Source organism: Streptococcus gwangjuense (genome assembly GCF_003627155.1).
Taxonomy (GTDB): Bacteria; Bacillota; Bacilli; order Lactobacillales; family Streptococcaceae; genus Streptococcus; species Streptococcus gwangjuensis.
Window position 1 is genome coordinate 385248 of record NZ_CP032621.1, and the last position, 17281, is coordinate 402528.

Here is a 17281-nt window from a genome sequence, read left to right on the forward strand (position 1 = left end):
ATGGAGTTTGCGACATGAAAGTAATAGATCAATTTAAAAATAAGAAAGTACTTGTTTTAGGTTTGGCCAAGTCTGGTGAATCTGCAGCTCGTTTGTTGGATAAGCTGGGTGCCATTGTGACGGTAAATGACGGAAAACCTTTCGAGGACAATCCAGCTGCGCAAAGTTTGCTGGAAGAAGGGATCAAGGTTATCACAGGCGGCCATCCTTTGGAACTCTTGGATGAAGAGTTTGCCCTCATGGTGAAAAATCCAGGTATCCCTTACAGCAATCCCATGATTGAAAAGGCTTTGGCCAAGGGAATTCCAGTCTTGACTGAGGTGGAATTGGCTTACTTGATTTCAGAAGCGCCAATTATCGGTATCACAGGTTCGAACGGTAAAACAACCACAACGACCATGATTGGGGAAGTTTTGACTGTTGCTGGCCAACATGGTCTCTTATCAGGAAATATCGGCTATCCAGCTAGTCAAGTTGCCCAAACTGCGTCAGACAAGGACACTCTTGTCATGGAACTTTCTTCTTTCCAACTCATGGGCGTTCAAGAATTCCATCCTGAGATTGCAGTTATTACCAACCTCATGCCAACTCATATTGATTATCATGGTTCTTTTGAGGAATATGTAGCAGCCAAGTGGAATATCCAGAACAAGATGACAGCGGCTGATTTCCTTGTCTTGAACTTTAACCAAGACTTGGCAAAAGAATTGGCTACTAAAACAGAAGCTACAGTTGTACCATTCTCAACACAGGAAAAGGTTGATGGAGCTTATCTGGAAGATGGTCAGCTCTACTTCCGTGGGGAAGTAGTCATGGCCGCAAGTGAAATCGGTGTTCCAGGTAGCCACAATGTTGAAAATGCCCTTGCGACGATTGCTGTTGCTAAGCTTCGTGGTGTAGACAATCAAACCATCAAGGAAACTCTTTCAGCCTTCGGTGGTGTTAAACACCGTCTCCAATTTGTGGATGAAATCAAGGGTGTCAAGTTCTATAATGATAGCAAGTCAACCAATATCTTGGCTACTCAAAAAGCCTTGTCAGGATTTGACAACAGCAAGGTAGTCTTGATTGCAGGTGGTTTGGACCGTGGCAATGAGTTTGACGAATTGGTTCCAGATATTACTGGACTTAAGAAGATGGTCATCCTCGGTCAGTCAGCAGAACGTGTCAAACGGGCAGCAGATAAGGCTGGTGTGACTTATGTAGATGCGACTGATATTGCAGATGCGACCCGCAAGGCCTATGAACTTGCGACTCAAGGAGATGTAGTCCTTCTCAGTCCTGCCAATGCCAGCTGGGATATGTATGCTAACTTTGAAGTACGTGGCGACCTCTTTATCGACACAGTAGCGGAGTTAAAGGAATAATATGAAAAAAATTGTCTTTACAGGTGGGGGGACGGTTGGACACGTGACCCTCAACCTTTTGTTAATGCCCAAGTTCATCGAAGATGGCTGGGAAGTCCACTATATTGGGGATAAACGTGGTATCGAACACCAAGAAATCCTCAAGTCGGGTCTAGATGTCACCTTCCATTCCATTGCGACTGGAAAATTGCGTCGTTATTTCTCTTGGCAAAATATGCTGGATGTATTTAAAGTTGGCTGGGGAATTGTTCAATCGCTCTTTATCATGTTGCGACTTCGTCCACAGGCCCTTTTTTCAAAGGGAGGTTTTGTCTCAGTGCCGCCAGTTATCGCAGCACGTGTTTCAGGAGTGCCTGTCTTTATTCACGAATCGGACCTATCTATGGGCTTGGCCAATAAAATAGCCTATAAATTTGCGACGAAGATGTATTCAACATTTGAGCAAGCTTCAAGTTTGTCTAAGGTCGAGCATGTAGGGGCAGTGACCAAGGTTTCAGACCAAAAAACTCCAGAACCAGATGAATTGGTGGATATCCAAACCCACTTTAATCCAAAATTGCCAACAGTGCTGTTTGTCGGCGGTTCTGCAGGCGCTCGTGTCTTTAACCAATTGGTGACAGACCATAAGAAAGAACTGACAGAGCGATACAATATTGTCAATTTAACTGGAGATTCTAGCCTGAACGAGTTGAGCCAAAATCTTTTTCGTGTTGACTATGTGACCAATCTCTATCAACCCTTGATGGAATTGGCTGACATTGTTGTGACACGAGGTGGTGCTAATACGATTTTTGAGCTCTTGGCGATGGCAAAATTACATGTCATAGTGCCACTTGGTCGTGAGGCAAGTCGTGGTGACCAAATTGAAAATGCAGCCTACTTTGTTAAGAAAGGATATGCAGAAGAGCTTCAAGAAAGTGATTTGACCTTGGATAGTTTGGAAGAGAAGCTTTCTCACTTACTAAGTCACAAGGAAGATTACCAGGCTAAGATGAAGGCTTCTAAGGAATTGAAATCTCTAGCAGATTTTTACCAATTGTTGAAAAAAGATTTATCATAAGGAAAGTAAATGTCAAAAGATAAGAAAAATGAGGGCAAAGAAATCCTCGAAGAATTTAAAGAGTTATCAGAATGGCAGAAACGAAACCAAGAATATCTAAAAAAGAAGGCTGAAGAAGAGGCGGCCCTAGCTGAGAAGAAGGAAAAGGAAAGACAAGCTCGAATGGCTTCAAAATCTGAAAAGTCAGATGCAACTGAGGACCAAGAGAGTGAATCTGATCCAAAAGACCCAAAATCAGCTAAGGAAGATGCTAAGGAAAAAGTAGAAGAGTCAGAAGACGTCAAAAAAGAAGCATCCAAAGAAGAACCAAAGTCTAAAAAGACAGAGAAAGAGGATAAACGGGATAAAAAAATAGAGAAAAAGCCTGTGAAGGAAAAACCGGTCAAACCGAAAATTCCAGGAGTTCATATCTGGCGGGCTATCTCGATTTTGTTTCTCAGTCTGCTTTTATTGGTTATCTCTGCCTACTTGCTCAGCCCTTATGCGACCATGAAGGATATTCGTGTTGAGGGAACAGTGCAAACTACAGCTGATGATATTCGACAGGCTTCAGGCATTCAGGATTCGGATTATACAATTAACCTTCTGCTAGATAAGGCAAAATATGAAGAGCAGATCAAGTCTAACTATTGGGTTGAATCAGCTCAGCTTGTCTATCAATTTCCAACCAAGTTTACTATCAAGGTCAAGGAATATGATATTGTGGCCTACTATGTTTCTGGAGAAAGTCATTATCCAATCCTTTCAAGTGGTCAGCTTGAGAGCAGTGCGGTGAGTTTGGTGAGTCTGCCAGAAACTTATTTATCAGTTCTCTTTAATGACAGCGAACAAATCAAGACCTTTACGTCAGAGCTTGCTCAAATTAGCCCAGAACTCAAGGCGGCTATCCAAAAGGTGGAATTAGCCCCAAGCAAGGTGACTTCCGATTTAATTCGATTGACCATGAATGATTCGGACGAAGTCTTGGTTCCCCTTTCTGAAATGAGTAAGAAACTGCCATATTACAGTAAGATTAAGCCACAATTGTCAGAACCGAGTGTGATTGACATGGAAGCTGGAATTTACAGCTACACTGTGGCGGATAAATTAATTATGGAGGCAGAAGAAAAAGCCAAACAAGAGGCTAAGGAAGCTGAGAAGAAACAAAAAGAGGAAGAGAAGAAAAGACTGGAAGAACAGCAGAATAAATTGGAAGAAGAGAAGAAAAAATTGGAGGAAGAGAGCAATCGAAATCAAACAAGTCAGCGTTCATCGCGTCGCTAGGTTTAGCTTTTTTTCTATAGCTCTTTAGTGACCATGTTTTTACTTGACAAGTGCTAGTAGAAATAATAGAATAGTAAAAAACCTTTAAAGCAGTCCAGAGAGGCAGCTAAGGTTAGACGGTGAAAGGGTGGAGACTACCCATTTTTCGTGGAACCTTGCTGTTGGCAGGTTCCTTTTTTCGTGGCTTCTTGTGGCCAGACTCTCTCACTAGCAAAGGTAAAAGGAGAAACCTATGCGAGAACATCGTCCAGTTATTGCTCTTGATTTTCCTAGTTTTGAGGCGGTCAAGGAATTTTTAGCTCTTTTCCCAGTAGAAGAAAGCCTTTATCTAAAGGTAGGGATGGAGCTTTATTACGCAACGGGGCCTGAGATTATTTCCTATTTAAAAAACTTGGGACATAGCGTCTTTCTTGATCTTAAACTTCATGACATTCCCAATACAGTCAAGTCAGCCATGAAGATCTTGTCTCAGCTTGGTGTAGACATGACCAATGTTCATGCGGCTGGTGGTGTAGAGATGATGAAGGCTGCGCGTGAAGGTCTTGGAAGTCAAGCCAAATTGATCGCTGTCACTCAGCTCACATCAACATCAGAAGCTCAGATGCAGGAGTTTCAAAATATCCAAACCAGCCTGCAAGAGTCTGTGATTCATTATGCTAAGAAGACAGCTGAAGCGGGATTAGATGGTGTTGTTTGCTCGGCTCAGGAAGTGCAAGTCATCAAACAGGCTACCAAACTAGATTTTATCTGTCTGACACCGGGTATTCGTCCAGCAGGAGCTGCAGTTGGAGATCAAAAACGTGTGATGACCCCTGCTGATGCCTATCAAATCGGTAGTGACTATATCGTAGTGGGACGTCCCATTACCCAAGCTAAAGATCCTGTTGCAGCTTATCATGCCATCAAGGATGAATGGACACAGGACTGGAATTAAAGAAATAGATTAGAAAAATAAAAGGAGAATACCATGACACTTGCTAAAGATATCGCTAGCCACCTCTTGAAAATCCAAGCCGTTTACCTCAAACCAGAGGAGCCTTTCACTTGGGCATCTGGTATCAAGTCACCGATTTACACTGATAATCGTGTGACTCTTGCCTATCCAGAAACTCGTAGCCTAATTGAAAATGGCTTTGTAGATGCTATCAAAGAGACCTTTCCAGAGGTTGAGGTGATTGCAGGAACTGCAACAGCAGGGATTCCACACGGAGCTATTATTGCTGATAAGATGGATCTACCTTTTGCCTACATCCGTAGCAAACCAAAAGACCACGGTGCTGGTAATCAAATCGAAGGCCGCGTAGCTGAGGGACAAAAGATGGTAGTGGTTGAAGACCTTATTTCAACAGGTGGTTCTGTTCTCGATGCCGTGGCAGCAGCCAAGCGAGAAGGAGCTGACGTTCTTGGAGTGGTCGCGATTTTCAGCTACCAATTACCAAAAGCAGATAAGAATTTCTCAGACGCAGGTGTTAAGCTGTTAACACTTTCTAACTACAGTGAACTCATTCACCTAGCTCAAGAAGAAGGTTACATCACACCAGAAGGGCTCGACCTTCTAAAAAGCTTTAAAGAAGACCAAGAAAATTGGCAAAATGCTTAAGACATAGAAAATCAGGTAGTCACTAGGATTACCTGATTTCTTTTTGTGATGTTATTGGATCTTATACTCAATGAAAATCAAAAAGCAAACTAGGAAGCTAGCCGCAGATTGTTCAAAGCACTGCTTTGAGGTTGTAGATAAGACTGACGAAGTCAGTCACATATATAATCCAAGGCGAAGCTGACGTGGTTTGAAGAGTATTACTTGTTTTATATTGTGAACAATGGTAGGGAGGGTAGATAACGTAGATATTATGACATAAGAATAAATATTAGAACTAGGTAAATGTGTTACGAATATTAGAATCGGGAGTTTCTTCGATAAATTCAACGATATCATTTGGAAGACAATCTAAAATGTGACATAGCTTTTCTAGAGTTAGTAAAGTTATGTTTTTATTTTTCTTTAAGCTGTCAAGAGTTTTGTTATCAACTCCAGATTTTAATAACTTGTATTGAGAAACTTCTTTTTTCTTCATTGTAGCCCAGAGTGGGTTAAAACTGATTATCGTCATCAACTCCTTTTATTTAATTATAAGAAAAAAGTATCTGACTTCATATTGTGTATATATCCACAATATGATAAAATAACTAGGAAAGGAGAGTTATAAATGAATAAGAGTGAAATTATTTCTCAAGAGGAGAATGAGTTAGATTATTTTTTAGGAATTATTCCGGATGAATCTAAGTCAGATTTGTTTGATGAATGGACTATTTGGGAAGCCTATGTAAAAGGGAGGTTACCAAATAAACATTGGTCTGAAGTTTTTGATAATGGTGCATACCATTCTCTTGATGTCATTACTGCAGAAGGCAAAAAATATGAATATTATCCTATCGTTAATCCGCAATCATACCAGACTGTTTTACAAGAATATCTTTCGACAATAGAAGAGCCTAAACGTAGTAGAAACTTAATAGTTGAAGCTGCTATTTGGTCTAAAAGAGTAGAAGATCTGACTAAGTATTTTTATATAGTAGATGGAAAACATGTTTCTCTTATCAACCCGAAATTAAGTGTTTTGGGATGGATTTTCAGAATTTTAGGTTCATTGTTCTTAGTTGCCTATATAGATAGACTTGGTGAATTTTCTAGTTCTGGTTTAGGAATCTTAAGTAAACCTTTTGAATACTCCCTTTGGGTGGGAGCATGGGTTCTGCTATGGTCTCCAATTTATTTTGCTTATCAACGAGTGAAGCATGAAAAACCAATAGCAGATCAAGTAAAAAAACATAAGGATGAAGTTGCTCAAGCTAGAAACTATTGTATGGAGAAATTGAATAGTATTCCATTTGTTTATGCAAGGCAACAAGCAGGGTTAGATATTCATTTTGATGCTTTTGCTTATATGGTTAATGTAATTGATCAAGGTAGAGCCTATGACGTAGGACAAGCGCAAAATATGTATGAAGACATGATGAGGACAGAGCAATTAAATTATCAGTTTCAAGAATTACAAAGAAAAGTTGATTACAATAACAAAATGACAACAATTAATACATTTACAAATTTAATGAAATAATAGATTAGGAGAAATAAGATGTTTGGAAAACCGAAATATGAGAGTGATATTGATCAAACAGTTAGAGATATGTGGTGGGGTTTTGCCATTTTTATAACTGTAATGTACTTTTTAGTCAAAGCAACTTACTATGTCGCATTGCCGTTTTATACTTTATTTACTCATTTGTTTGAAGAAAAAGTCCAACAGAAAGAATATCTAAACTGGATGCGATTTTTACCTTTGACTTGGTTTATGAGTGGAGAGACCAAAGAAATGAGACGAGCTGCTGTGAGCTGTACTATACTGCCGATTTCGCTACCTTTATTTTTAATTTTTAATTATCTATATAGTATTAAAGTAATTGGCGATAGCTTTTCCATTTTTATTTTGATTTTATTTACATGTAGCCTAGGAGGCATTATAGGTACTGTTAGAAATTATCTTTTTTCAAAAAAATATATTAGATAGTGTAAGTATGTAAAAGTATAATCATTGAGAAGTCAGGAAAATAAAGATGGATAGACAAAATACTAATGAAAAAAAGACTTTGAAAAAAGGTAGAAGAGGTTGGGTAATCTCAGCAGCAATTGTAGCGCTTTTAGGAATTTCAGTTGGAACAGTTGTGTTGCAAAATCAATCGAGTCAAAATCAAGGACAATGTGAAAGTGTTACCGTTTCAGACTCTTCTTCAAAAGAAAAAGAATACACAACAACTGATACTATTAAAGAAACAGAGAAGAGTTTTCTACCTAAAGTAGATGCCAAAGAGGAATTGGCTAAAGCATTTGTAGCTACTAAAAAAGTTGGTTCTGAAGATTCGATTAAATCTCTCGATAAATCATATGAAAAATCATCAGAAATAAAGAAGGTAGAGGAAAAGCTTAAGTCACAGGTAAGAACTGAGGGTGAAGACGCAGTTGAGCAAGTTTCTAGATTAGAAGTAGCTAATAAAGATAATAAAATATTGAAAAAATCTGATAACCTAACTAAAAAGGTTGAAGTTAAAGATGATAAAGGCATCCCAGCAGTTCAGCCTAAACTGCCAGAATTGGTAATTATCGAAAAAGGCACTCCAGAAGTTCAGCCTGCATTGCCTGAAGCTAAACCAGAAAAAGATAAGGTCTTAGATAAAAAGGAAGAGAAAAAAGAAGTTGAAACTAAAGTTACAACTCCAACTGTTCCAGAAAACAAAGACCAAACAACTGGTACTCCAACTAAAGAAGAAAAAACTTTAGAAGAGAAAAAAGATAAGGTTGAAGGTAATAACCAAGCAACTTTACCAGGAAACAAAGAACAAGTTGAAACTGGTAAAACTAATACTGTAGTTGGTGAAAAAACAACTGAAGAAGTTATTAAACCTGCTACTCCAGCAAAACCAGAAGTGCCTGCTAAACCAGCAGAAGATGGAAAACCAGCTGTAGAAACTCAGCCAGCCATTCCAGCTCAGCCTGAAGTTAAAAAAGTTGTAACTACTCGAACTGAAGTAGAAACTTCTGTAATTGAACCTGGAGTCCAACATGTCCCAGATGCAAATCTTAATGTTGGTGAAACTCAAGTTGTTCAAGAAGGTGTTGCAGGAAAAACAGAAACAACTTACACAATTACCATTGAAAATGGTGTAGAAGTTAGTCGTGTAGCAACAGGAACTCAAACAACTCCTGCAGTTGATAAAGTTATCCATGTTGGGACTAAAACTTCTAAAGAAGTGGTTCGTACTACAAAAGAAGAGGTGGTTCGCACTCCTATTCTTCCTGGTACAGAATACGTTCCAGATGAAAACTTAGATGCTGGAGTAGAAAAAGAGGTAGAAACCGGACAAAATGGTGAAAAACTTGAAGTTTTCACTGTAACACTTGAAGATGGTGTTGAAACTGGTCGTACTCTTGTTTCATCTACTCAAAAAGAGGCAAAAAATAGAGTTGTTCATGTCGGAATAAAAGTTGCTAAGAAAAATATTGAAACTGTAACTCGTGAAAACCACAAGGTTGAACATAAAGTTACTAGCAACACAAATCCAGACCTTCCGAAAGGTGAGAAAAAAGTAATTCAAGCTGGTAAAGATGGTTCTTATGAACTTGTTACTACAGTTGTAACCACTCCAGACGGTACGGAAGTTTCTCGTGATGAAAAACGAGAAAATGAAGTTCCAGCAGTTGATGAAATTGTAGAAATTGGAACTGGTGAAAACTTGGAAACAAGTCGCACTTCTCGAACAGTTGAAGTAAATTACGAAACTGAAGAAGTTAAAGATGAGACATTAAATGAAGGAAAACGTGTAGTAGAAACTAAGGGTCAAAAAGGTTCTTATACTGAAACTACAATTGTTTACGGAAATGGTCGTTCATCTGTGGTTAAAAGTGATGAAGTAAAACCGGTTAAAGAGGTTGTTCGAGTTGGAACTCATAAAGTTTTAACAGAAAATAAAACTCGAGTTGAGCGCAAAGCTGGAGAAAACTTCAATACTCTTGAAGTTAAAAGCGATAAACTTTTCAACGATCAACGAGTTGTTAAAACTAAAGGTAAAAACGGTGAAATCATCGAAAACTACAAAGACTACTATGAAGATGGCAAACTTGTTAAGAGTGAGCTAATCAATACTGAAACTGTTCCAGCAGTGGATGAAGTAGTCGAAGTTGGAACTAAAGAACGTTACACTTATGCTAATGAAGACAAAGTTATTACTGCTGAAGGTGAAAAACGAGTTGCTGATCCTGAACTTTTTGAAGGTGATGAGCGAGTTGAAGATGCGGTAAATGGTAAGGAAACTTATAAAGTTAAGTACATCAATGATGAAAATCAAAACCGTACGGAAGTAAGTCGTGAACTGATTAACACTGTTCCAGCAAAACAAAAAGTTGTTCATTATGGAACTAAGAAATTGATGTCTGAAGTTACTGAAGAAGAAACTGAAACAATTTCTCATGGTTCTCGTACTGAAAATGATTCTAACCTTTTCGAAGGTGAAACTCGTACTGAAAATGGTCGTGACGGATTCAAGCGTTACCGCAAAATTATTTCAGTAAACAATAAAACTGGTGAACGAACTGTTAAAAGTCGTGAGCTAGTTGAAACTAAGGATGCAGTTGACACAATTACCTATAATGGTACTAAGAAAAAACGTATCGCTGATCCAACAGATGTTGTAGTTCCAACAACTGATGATAACTATGACATTGATGGTACATGGAAAGACATTAAGAGTCTAGGTGAAAACGGTTTGGATCCAAACAATGAAGATCACCGTAGCGCTAAGTATCTACATGACAATCTTTCTCAAGCTGATAAAGACCGTGTAGCTGTTGATGAAACAGATGACGGAGATGAACTTCCTCGAGACATGGGACTTATCTCAGTTTGGAAAGTATCACGCCTTTCTCAAGCAGAACTTGATAAGCTTGAACAAATTGTAGATAATCGTAAACTTAATGAACACTTCATGGAGCTTCTTAATGAAGAACGCACTCGTAAAGGTTTGACTCCTGCAACCATCGCAGCAGATGATAGCGAACTAACTCGAGTTGCCAATATTCGTGCTAATGAAATGGCAGATCACGGTTCATTGCGTTACCAAGGTAAGGAGGAAGGTAAGCATAAACGGCCTGATGGTTCTCGTTGGTCAACTGCTTATGATTCAGAATTCTACAAACAAACAAATGCAATGACTGAAAATACAGCAGAAACAACAACTGTTTGGGATATTGTAAGTCTTACAAATGAAAAAGCGTTAGCTCACTACTTCTATACTGTATGGAAACACTCTAAAGGTCACTATGCAGCTATGATGATGGGAGATGGTTATAGCCCAGCAAACAAGAATGTACAATTCCGTGTTGCTCTTGGGTTCGCAAATCATTCATTGACTTCTGATAATCCAACAAACGTTGTTGCAATAATGGAGATTGCATCTATGATGGACTAGATAAAAAACGAACAAGATAAGATTCTGATTATCAGAATTCTAGTCTTGTCCGTTTTTCTTTTTAAAACTTAGTCGACTTTTCCACCTTCAACAACTAGGTCATCTGCTTTAGCAGCGTCACCGTAGGTTGGGTGAAGTGTTTTTTCATAGGCCTTATGGAAGAAGTTTTCTTTGCCTAATTTTTCAATATCTTTATTGATGAAGTCTAGCAATTCTTGGTTTCCTTTTTGAACTGCTGCTGCGATGGTATCTGGATCACCGAGGGAAGTAATACCGACTTCAAATCCTTTATTTTCAAGCGCCCAAGCTAGGACTTCAGTATTGTCAGTAGAGAAGGCATCTCCACGTCCGTCAAGAAGGGCTTGGTAAGAGTCACTGTATTGATCGTATTTTTGGAGCTTGATTTCTGGATGATTCTTTTCAAAATAAGTCTCAGCAGTCGTTCCTTTTGTAACAATCAAGGTTTTACCTTCTAATTGTTTGACATCTGTAATGAGACCAGTCTTAGGCGATACGACACCAAGTGAAACTTTCATGTAAGGAAGGGCAAAATCAACTTGTTTCTTGCGTTCGTCAGTTACCGTAAAGTTGGCAAGAGTAATATCTACCTTGTTTGAAATCAAGTATTCAGCACGGTTAGCAGCATCGACGGAAACGTATTTAACCTTGACACCAAGGTCTTGTGCCAGTTGGTTCCCAAGCTCAATATCGTAACCTTGGTAAGAACCATCATTGTCAACGTAACCAAACGGTTTCTTGTCTCCAAATACGGCGATTCGTAGCTCACCGCTTTTTTTGATTTCATCGATTGTGCGAGCCTTGGCAGTGGTTTTACCAGACGATGAACCTGCGTTTCCACCTGAGCTACAAGCTGTGACAAAGATAAGGGCAAAGGCAAGTGCTAAAACAGTTAAGAGTGGTTTGAGTAGTTTCATAAAAATCTCCTTTATAGATATGAGCCAAATTGGCTAAAGTCAAAGACATTTAAAAATTCCTGGGCTCGTTTGGTTTGAGGATTGGTAAAGAAGGCTTGAGCCGTTCCTTCTTCAGCGATTTTCCCTTGGTCGAGGAAGATAATCCGATCGGCAATGGCTTGGGCAAACTGCATTTCGTGAGTTACTAAAATCATGGTGCGCCCTTCTTGGGCCAAATCATTGATCAGTTCCAGAACTTCACGCACCATTTCTGGGTCCAGTGAAGCCGTCACTTCGTCAAAGAGGATAATTTCTGGATGCATGAGTAGGGCACGGACAATTGCAACCCGTTGCTTCTGTCCACCAGACAATTGACGAGCAAAGCTATGTTGTTTATCTAGCAAACCGACACGTTCAAGTAGTTGCAAAGCTTCTTCCGTTACTTCCTTCTTGTCTCTTCCCTGAGCCTTGATAGGACCTAGGATGAGGTTCTGTAGGACATCCAGATGGGGAAAGAGTTCATAGCTTTGAAAGACCATGCCAATCTTTTGGCGAACTAGGTGAAAGTCTTTTTTATTTTCAACGATAGACTGACCATCCAGCAGGATATCTCCTCCTTGAATACTTTCTAAGCCATTGAGGCAACGAAGCAGGGTACTTTTCCCACAACCAGAAGGTCCTAGAATGACGACAACTTCCCCTTTTTTGATTTCTAGAGAAAGTCCTTGGAGGATGGGATTGTCTCCGAAGGATTTTTTTAGTTCCTTGATTTCTAAGATAGTTTCAGACATTTAGTTCCTCCAATGTTTTTCTAAGTGAGTGGATAGTTTGGAAATAGGAAAGCAAACTGCGAAATATAAGACAAGAATGGTTCCATAAATCCAGAAGGAAGCGGTTGGGATGGTCAGGCGATTGCTATCAATGATTTGTTGTCCAACCTTGGTAACCTCAACAACCCCAATCAAAACAACCAAGGAAGTGGTTTTGATCATCCGAGTGACAAGATTGATGGCTTGTGGAAGTAATCTTCTCAAAACCTGTGGGATGATGATGTGGTAGTAAAGTTGAACATTGGTCAAACCTAGCGCCTGTCCACTTTCAAACTGATGCTTAGGGAGGGAAGTGATGGCTCCACGGACCAAGTCCCCCATTTCAGCTGTTCCCCAGAGGGTAAAAACGATAATAGCTGAAGTCTCACCTGAGATATTGATATTAAAGTTTCGAGCCAAGCCGAAATAAACGATGAAGAGCAGCACTAGTTGGGGCATAATACGGATAAATTCCAGATACAATCGTGTTAAAAATCGTATGATTCTAGAATGGGAGGTCATGATGATTCCCATGACTGTTCCGAACATCATGGATAAGAGGACAGACAGGAAAGAAATGCCAATTGTGACACCTAATCCCTGTAAGATTCTCAGGAGATTATTTCCCTGGAAGAGTACTTGGATTCCCGAATCCTGCATGGCGGAGCCTCCTTTCTATCCAACTAAAGAGCAGAGAGATGGGTAGCAACATGATAAGGTAAGCAACTACTAACATAGCCAGCGCAATGTCTGTCTCATAATAGAGCCCAATCAAGTCCTTGGCGACGTACATGAGGTCGGCCAAAGTCACTGCTGAGAAAACAGAGGTTTCCTTGATGAGGAAAATGACATTGGCACTAAAGGAGGGGAGTGCCACCGCTGTTGCTTGTGGCAGAACCACATAGCGAAAGACCTGTACAGGTCTCAGACCAATTGCTAATCCAATCTCCTGCTGGGTTTGACTGACGGCTTCCAGCCCACTTCGGAAAGATTCTGCCATATAGGAGCCTCCTAAAAAGACCAGTCCTAAAGTGGCACAGACTTCTGAAGATAGGACAATCCCTACTCTAGGAAGACCGAAGTAGAGAAAGAAGAGTTGAATCAAAAGGGGCGTATTACGTGACAATTCAATGTAGGCTGTCGCTACTTGCGCCAAAACAGGGATTCGATAATGTCGGATGATACTAACGATTAAACCGAGCAGAAAGGATCCCAGAATTCCCCAAACTGCAATATGCAAGGTCAGAAAGAATGCCTTTTGATATAGTGGTAGATATTGTTCAACAATGGACCAATCCAAAAATAGAACCTCCCATCTAGAAATAATACAGTTATTGTAGCACTTAAAATCTTCTTTGGATAATATCTATTTTTTATTGCCGTTATAAGGATTTTTTATCATAGACATAAAATTTCTGAAATTTCCAAACAAAATATTTGAAAAGTTTTGAAAAAAGAGTTAAGATATTTTTGTAATATACAAAGTAAACGCTTACTTATTAAGGAGGACATTTTATGTCATACAAAACAAGCAATGCAGAAGGTCATGTAGATTTCATCAATACCTATGATTTGGAGCCAATGGCGCAACAAGTTATTCCTAAAGCAGCCTTTGGCTATATCGCTAGTGGGGCGGAAGATACTTTCACTTTACGTGAGAATATTCGTGCCTTTAACCACAAGCTCATTGTTCCGCATACGCTTTGCAATGTAGAAAATCCAAGTACAGAGATTGAATTTGCTGGTGAAAAATTGTCTTCACCAATCATTATGGCGCCTGTTGCGGCTCATAAATTGGCAAATGAACAGGGTGAAGTGGCGACTGCGCGTGGCGTGCATGAGTTTGGGTCCCTCTATACAACTAGTTCTTACTCTACTGTAGATCTTCCAGAAATTACAGAAGCCCTTCAAGGGACACCTCACTGGTTCCAATTTTACTTTAGTAAGGACGATGGCATTAACCGCCACATTATGGACCGTGTGAAGGCTGAAGGCTACAAAGCGATTGTCTTGACAGCAGATGCGACTGTAGGAGGCAATCGTGAGGTGGACAAGCGTAATGGTTTTGTCTTCCCAGTTGGCATGCCGATTGTTGAAGAATACCTGCCAGAAGGTGCTGGTAAATCAATGGACTTTGTTTACAAATCAGCTAAACAACGCTTGTCTCCACGTGATGTAGAATTTATTGCTGAATACTCAGGACTTCCTGTGTATGTCAAGGGACCACAATGCCGTGAGGACGTTGAACGTTCGCTTGCTGCGGGAGCTTCTGGTATCTGGGTAACCAACCATGGTGGTCGCCAAATCGACGGTGGACCAGCTGCCTTTGACTCACTTCAAGAAGTAGCAGAAGCAGTTGACAAACGCGTACCAATTGTCTTTGACTCAGGTATTCGTCGTGGTCAACACGTCTTTAAAGCCTTGGCTTCAGGAGCAGACTTGGTAGCTATTGGTCGCCCTGTTATCTATGGCTTGGCCCTTGGTGGTAGTGTCGGTGTACGCCAAGTCTTTGAACACTTGAATGCAGAATTGAAGACAGTTATGCAGTTATCTGGAACTCAGACTATTGAAGATGTCAAACACTTCAAACTCCGTCACAACCCATACAACCCAACCTTCCCAGTTGACCCACGCGACTTAAAATTGTATTGATAAAAATATTGCCTCCACTGAATGTGGAGGTTTTTGTTTGTGTTTTAAACGTTTGAATAAAGGAAAATCATATAAAAGTCTATATAAATATATTTTTCAATCAAATATCTTGCTAGGGCTTTCATTTTTTGCTATACTGGTGCAGTAATTAAATAATAAAGACATTTGGGGTGCTTTAAGCTGAGATGATACCCATTGAACCTGATACAGTTAAGACTGGCGAAGGGAAATGTGAACAGTTTTTTTCGTATAGCGAAATGAACGATCTGATCTTGTAAGTCAACTCTAATTCTCGATTGTAATTGGAGTTTTTTTTGTTTATACAAACTGGATAGGCTTGTTTAGGTAGCTCTCTGCAAATGCCCTCGATGTTCTTTAAAAGTATCAGGTGGAATTACGATTTTGCTTGGTATCTATTGATATTTTATTGATTACTAAGGAGTAAAGAAAGGAAAAATAAATATGGAAACACAAGACTATGCATTTGAGCCAGGTTTGACCGTTGGAGAATTATTAAAAAGCAGTCAGAAGGATTGGCAGGATGCAATCAATCATCGTTTTGTTCAGGAACTTTTTGCGGGGACAATTGAGAATAAGGTCTTAAAAGAATACCTGATTCAAGATTATCACTTCTTTGATGCCTTCTTATCCATGCTGGGTGCTTGCGTAGCCCACGCAGACCAGCTTGAATCCAAGCTTCGTTTTGCCAAGCAACTAGGCTTTCTTGAAGCAGATGAAGATGGTTATTTCCAAAAGGCTTTCAAAGAGTTAAAAGTATCTGAGAATGACTATCTGGAAGTGACCTTGCATCCTGTAACAAAAGCCTTTCAGGAGCTTATGTATTCTGCTGTGTCATCATCAGATTATGCCCATCTTTTGGTCATGCTGGTTATTGCAGAAGGTCTCTATTTAGACTGGGGTTCTAAAGATTTGGCTCTACCTGAAGCCTATATTCATTCGGAATGGATCAATCTCCACAGAGGTCCTTTCTTTGCAGAGTGGGTTCAATTTCTTGTTGACGAACTCAATCGTGTTGGGAAAGGTCGAGAAGATTTGACAGAACTTCAGGAACGCTGGAATCAAGCGGTCGCTTTAGAATTAGCCTTTTTTGATATTGGTTATGACGCATAGAGAAGGTTTAGGATATTTACAAATTTGATGAGATAATCCTCTTCGAAAATCTCTTCAAACCACGTCAGCTTCACCTTAGATTATATATGTGACTGACTTCGTCAGTCTTATCTACAACCTCAAAGCAGTGCTTTGAGCAACCTGAGGCTAGATTCCTAGTTTGCTCTTTGATTTTCAGTGAGCATAAATCATTCAATGTAAATAAAAAAATTTTTTAACGAAAGATAGAAATAAATCGGAATCAGTATATCGTATAAAGGGAAAAGGAAGAATTTCAATATGACAAGTTTAAAATTATTAAAAGAAAAAGCACCTTTGGTCATTTGCATAACCAATGATGTAGTAAAAAATTTCACAGCAAATGGATTAGTAGCACTGGGTGCATCACCAGCCATGAGTGAATTTCCTGCAGATTTAGAGGATTTGTTAAAGTATGCTGGAGGTTTATTAATAAACATAGGAACATTGACAGATGAAAATTGGAAATTATACCAAGCTGCTCTGAAAATTGCAGAGAAATATAATGTCCCAGCAGTTTTAGATCCTGTAGCCTGTGGAGCAGGAGAATATAGAAAAAAAGTAGCAGATGATCTAATTAACAATTACAAACTAGCAGCGATTAGAGGAAATGCTGGAGAGATTGCCTCTTTAGTAGGGATAAATGTGGCATCTAAAGGAGTAGATAGTGCGGGCGTAGATAATATTGACGAAATTGCTCTAGCAGCAAACGCTAAGTTTCATATTCCAATAGTAGTAACAGGTGAAGTGGATGCTATTGCGGTAAATGGAGAAGTGGTAACGATTCATAATGGTAGTGCCATGATGCCAAAAGTTATTGGGACAGGATGCTTGTTAGGTGCTGTAGTAGCAAGCTTTATCGGACTAGAAAAAGGTCAAGAATTGAAATCATTAGAAACAGCAATGTTGGTTTATAATATCGCTGGAGAAATGGCAGAAAAATGTCCAAATGGACATCTTCCTGGAACATTCAAAGTGGAATTTATAAATGCCTTATATGAGATTACAGATGAAGATGTAAAGGAATTCAAAAGAGTGAAGTAA

General features: G+C 39.4%; 16 protein-coding genes and 1 riboswitch. Of the genes, 11 read left to right on the plus strand and 5 right to left on the minus strand.

Annotation, left to right across the window (positions count from 1 at the left end; translation table 11 throughout):
• Positions 1–14: 14 nt before the first annotated feature.
• The 5 genes from murD to pyrE all read left to right on the plus strand — a co-directional run bounded on the left by murD (position 15) and on the right by pyrE (position 5290).
• On the plus strand, positions 15–1367 hold the full coding sequence (gene murD, locus D7D53_RS01780) for a UDP-N-acetylmuramoyl-L-alanine--D-glutamate ligase (protein WP_120769936.1): 1353 nt from the start codon (positions 15–17) through the stop codon (positions 1365–1367).
• Position 1368: 1 nt separating this feature from the next.
• Positions 1369–2427, plus strand: a complete 1059-nt coding sequence (locus D7D53_RS01785; RefSeq protein WP_120769937.1) for a UDP-N-acetylglucosamine--N-acetylmuramyl-(pentapeptide) pyrophosphoryl-undecaprenol N-acetylglucosamine transferase — start codon at positions 1369–1371, stop codon at positions 2425–2427.
• A 9-nt stretch (positions 2428–2436) separates the two neighbouring features.
• Positions 2437–3690, plus strand: a complete 1254-nt coding sequence (locus D7D53_RS01790; RefSeq protein WP_120769938.1) for a cell division protein FtsQ/DivIB — start codon at positions 2437–2439, stop codon at positions 3688–3690.
• 232 nt (positions 3691–3922) lie between these two features.
• Complete coding sequence (gene pyrF, locus D7D53_RS01795; protein WP_120769939.1) at positions 3923–4624, plus strand: orotidine-5'-phosphate decarboxylase; 702 nt, start codon at positions 3923–3925, stop codon at positions 4622–4624.
• Positions 4625–4657: 33 nt separating this feature from the next.
• Positions 4658–5290 (plus strand): orotate phosphoribosyltransferase, encoded by a 633-nt coding sequence (pyrE, locus tag D7D53_RS01800; protein WP_120769940.1) that lies wholly within the window; start codon positions 4658–4660, stop codon positions 5288–5290.
• Between the two features lie 277 nt (positions 5291–5567).
• Here the strand turns inward: pyrE and D7D53_RS01805 are convergent, their stop codons facing one another.
• Complete coding sequence (locus D7D53_RS01805; protein ID WP_245941803.1) at positions 5568–5804, minus strand: helix-turn-helix domain-containing protein; 237 nt, start codon at positions 5802–5804, stop codon at positions 5568–5570.
• A 96-nt stretch (positions 5805–5900) separates the two neighbouring features.
• Here D7D53_RS01805 and D7D53_RS01810 point away from each other — a divergent pair, with 96 nt between their 5' ends.
• Genes D7D53_RS01810 through D7D53_RS01820 form a run of 3 tightly spaced genes read left to right on the plus strand, consistent with a single transcriptional unit; the run spans position 5901 to position 10713 of the window.
• The gene (locus D7D53_RS01810) at positions 5901–6812 is read left to right on the plus strand and encodes a hypothetical protein (RefSeq protein WP_120769941.1); all 912 of its coding nucleotides are present in this window, start codon (positions 5901–5903) and stop codon (positions 6810–6812) included.
• A gap of 18 nt (positions 6813–6830) precedes the next feature.
• On the plus strand, positions 6831–7262 hold the full coding sequence (locus D7D53_RS01815; RefSeq protein WP_120769942.1) for a hypothetical protein: 432 nt from the start codon (positions 6831–6833) through the stop codon (positions 7260–7262).
• Between the two features lie 46 nt (positions 7263–7308).
• Positions 7309–10713: a G5 domain-containing protein gene (locus D7D53_RS01820; protein ID WP_120769943.1), complete on the plus strand. Its 3405-nt coding sequence runs from the start codon at positions 7309–7311 to the stop codon at positions 10711–10713.
• Positions 10714–10781: 68 nt separating this feature from the next.
• Here the strand turns inward: D7D53_RS01820 and D7D53_RS01825 are convergent, their stop codons facing one another.
• From D7D53_RS01825 to D7D53_RS01840, 4 genes are read right to left on the minus strand one after another with little or no spacing between them, the layout of a single operon-like run.
• Positions 10782–11648, minus strand: a complete 867-nt coding sequence (locus tag D7D53_RS01825; protein ID WP_120769944.1) for a cysteine ABC transporter substrate-binding protein — start codon at positions 11646–11648, stop codon at positions 10782–10784.
• Positions 11649–11659: 11 nt separating this feature from the next.
• Complete coding sequence (locus D7D53_RS01830; protein ID WP_000005009.1) at positions 11660–12418, minus strand: amino acid ABC transporter ATP-binding protein; 759 nt, start codon at positions 12416–12418, stop codon at positions 11660–11662.
• Complete coding sequence (locus D7D53_RS01835) at positions 12419–13096, minus strand: amino acid ABC transporter permease (protein ID WP_120769945.1); 678 nt, start codon at positions 13094–13096, stop codon at positions 12419–12421. It lies immediately after the preceding gene.
• Positions 13056–13736, minus strand: coding sequence for an amino acid ABC transporter permease (locus D7D53_RS01840; RefSeq protein WP_120769946.1), 681 nt, complete (start codon positions 13734–13736; stop codon positions 13056–13058). Before D7D53_RS01840 ends, D7D53_RS01835 begins: the two co-directional genes overlap by 41 nt.
• Before the next feature lie 215 nt (positions 13737–13951).
• On the opposite strand from D7D53_RS01840, the gene lctO reads away from it, so the two are divergent.
• The 3 genes from lctO (at position 13952) to thiM (ending at position 17281) form a co-directional block, all read left to right on the plus strand.
• Entirely contained in the window at positions 13952–15088 is a 1137-nt protein-coding gene (gene lctO / locus D7D53_RS01845) for an L-lactate oxidase (RefSeq protein WP_000120723.1), read from the plus strand.
• A 156-nt stretch (positions 15089–15244) separates the two neighbouring features.
• Positions 15245–15333, plus strand: a riboswitch (TPP riboswitch).
• Positions 15334–15550: 217 nt separating this feature from the next.
• Complete coding sequence (locus D7D53_RS01850; RefSeq protein ID WP_120769947.1) at positions 15551–16219, plus strand: TenA family protein; 669 nt, start codon at positions 15551–15553, stop codon at positions 16217–16219.
• Between the two features lie 279 nt (positions 16220–16498).
• Positions 16499–17281, plus strand: a complete 783-nt coding sequence (gene thiM / locus D7D53_RS01855; protein ID WP_120769948.1) for a hydroxyethylthiazole kinase — start codon at positions 16499–16501, stop codon at positions 17279–17281.

Bases quoted from the DNA above. Each gene is read 5' to 3' on its own strand.
- D7D53_RS01835 (WP_120769945.1), bottom strand. From the start codon at position 13,096: ATGCAGGATTCGGGAATCCAAGTACTCTTCCAGGGAAATAATCTCCTG.
- D7D53_RS01815 (WP_120769942.1), top strand. From the start codon at position 6,831: ATGTTTGGAAAACCGAAATATGAGAGTGATATTGATCAAACAGTTAGA.
- pyrF (WP_120769939.1), top strand. From the start codon at position 3,923: ATGCGAGAACATCGTCCAGTTATTGCTCTTGATTTTCCTAGTTTTGAG.
- murD (WP_120769936.1), top strand. From the start codon at position 15: ATGAAAGTAATAGATCAATTTAAAAATAAGAAAGTACTTGTTTTAGGT.
- D7D53_RS01820 (WP_120769943.1), top strand. From the start codon at position 7,309: ATGGATAGACAAAATACTAATGAAAAAAAGACTTTGAAAAAAGGTAGA.
- lctO (WP_000120723.1), top strand. From the start codon at position 13,952: ATGTCATACAAAACAAGCAATGCAGAAGGTCATGTAGATTTCATCAAT.
- pyrE (WP_120769940.1), top strand. From the start codon at position 4,658: ATGACACTTGCTAAAGATATCGCTAGCCACCTCTTGAAAATCCAAGCC.
- D7D53_RS01830 (WP_000005009.1), bottom strand. From the start codon at position 12,418: ATGTCTGAAACTATCTTAGAAATCAAGGAACTAAAAAAATCCTTCGGA.
- thiM (WP_120769948.1), top strand. From the start codon at position 16,499: ATGACAAGTTTAAAATTATTAAAAGAAAAAGCACCTTTGGTCATTTGC.
- D7D53_RS01850 (WP_120769947.1), top strand. From the start codon at position 15,551: ATGGAAACACAAGACTATGCATTTGAGCCAGGTTTGACCGTTGGAGAA.
- D7D53_RS01825 (WP_120769944.1), bottom strand. From the start codon at position 11,648: ATGAAACTACTCAAACCACTCTTAACTGTTTTAGCACTTGCCTTTGCC.
- D7D53_RS01810 (WP_120769941.1), top strand. From the start codon at position 5,901: ATGAATAAGAGTGAAATTATTTCTCAAGAGGAGAATGAGTTAGATTAT.
- D7D53_RS01805 (WP_245941803.1), bottom strand. From the start codon at position 5,804: ATGACGATAATCAGTTTTAACCCACTCTGGGCTACAATGAAGAAAAAA.
- D7D53_RS01790 (WP_120769938.1), top strand. From the start codon at position 2,437: ATGTCAAAAGATAAGAAAAATGAGGGCAAAGAAATCCTCGAAGAATTT.
- D7D53_RS01785 (WP_120769937.1), top strand. From the start codon at position 1,369: ATGAAAAAAATTGTCTTTACAGGTGGGGGGACGGTTGGACACGTGACC.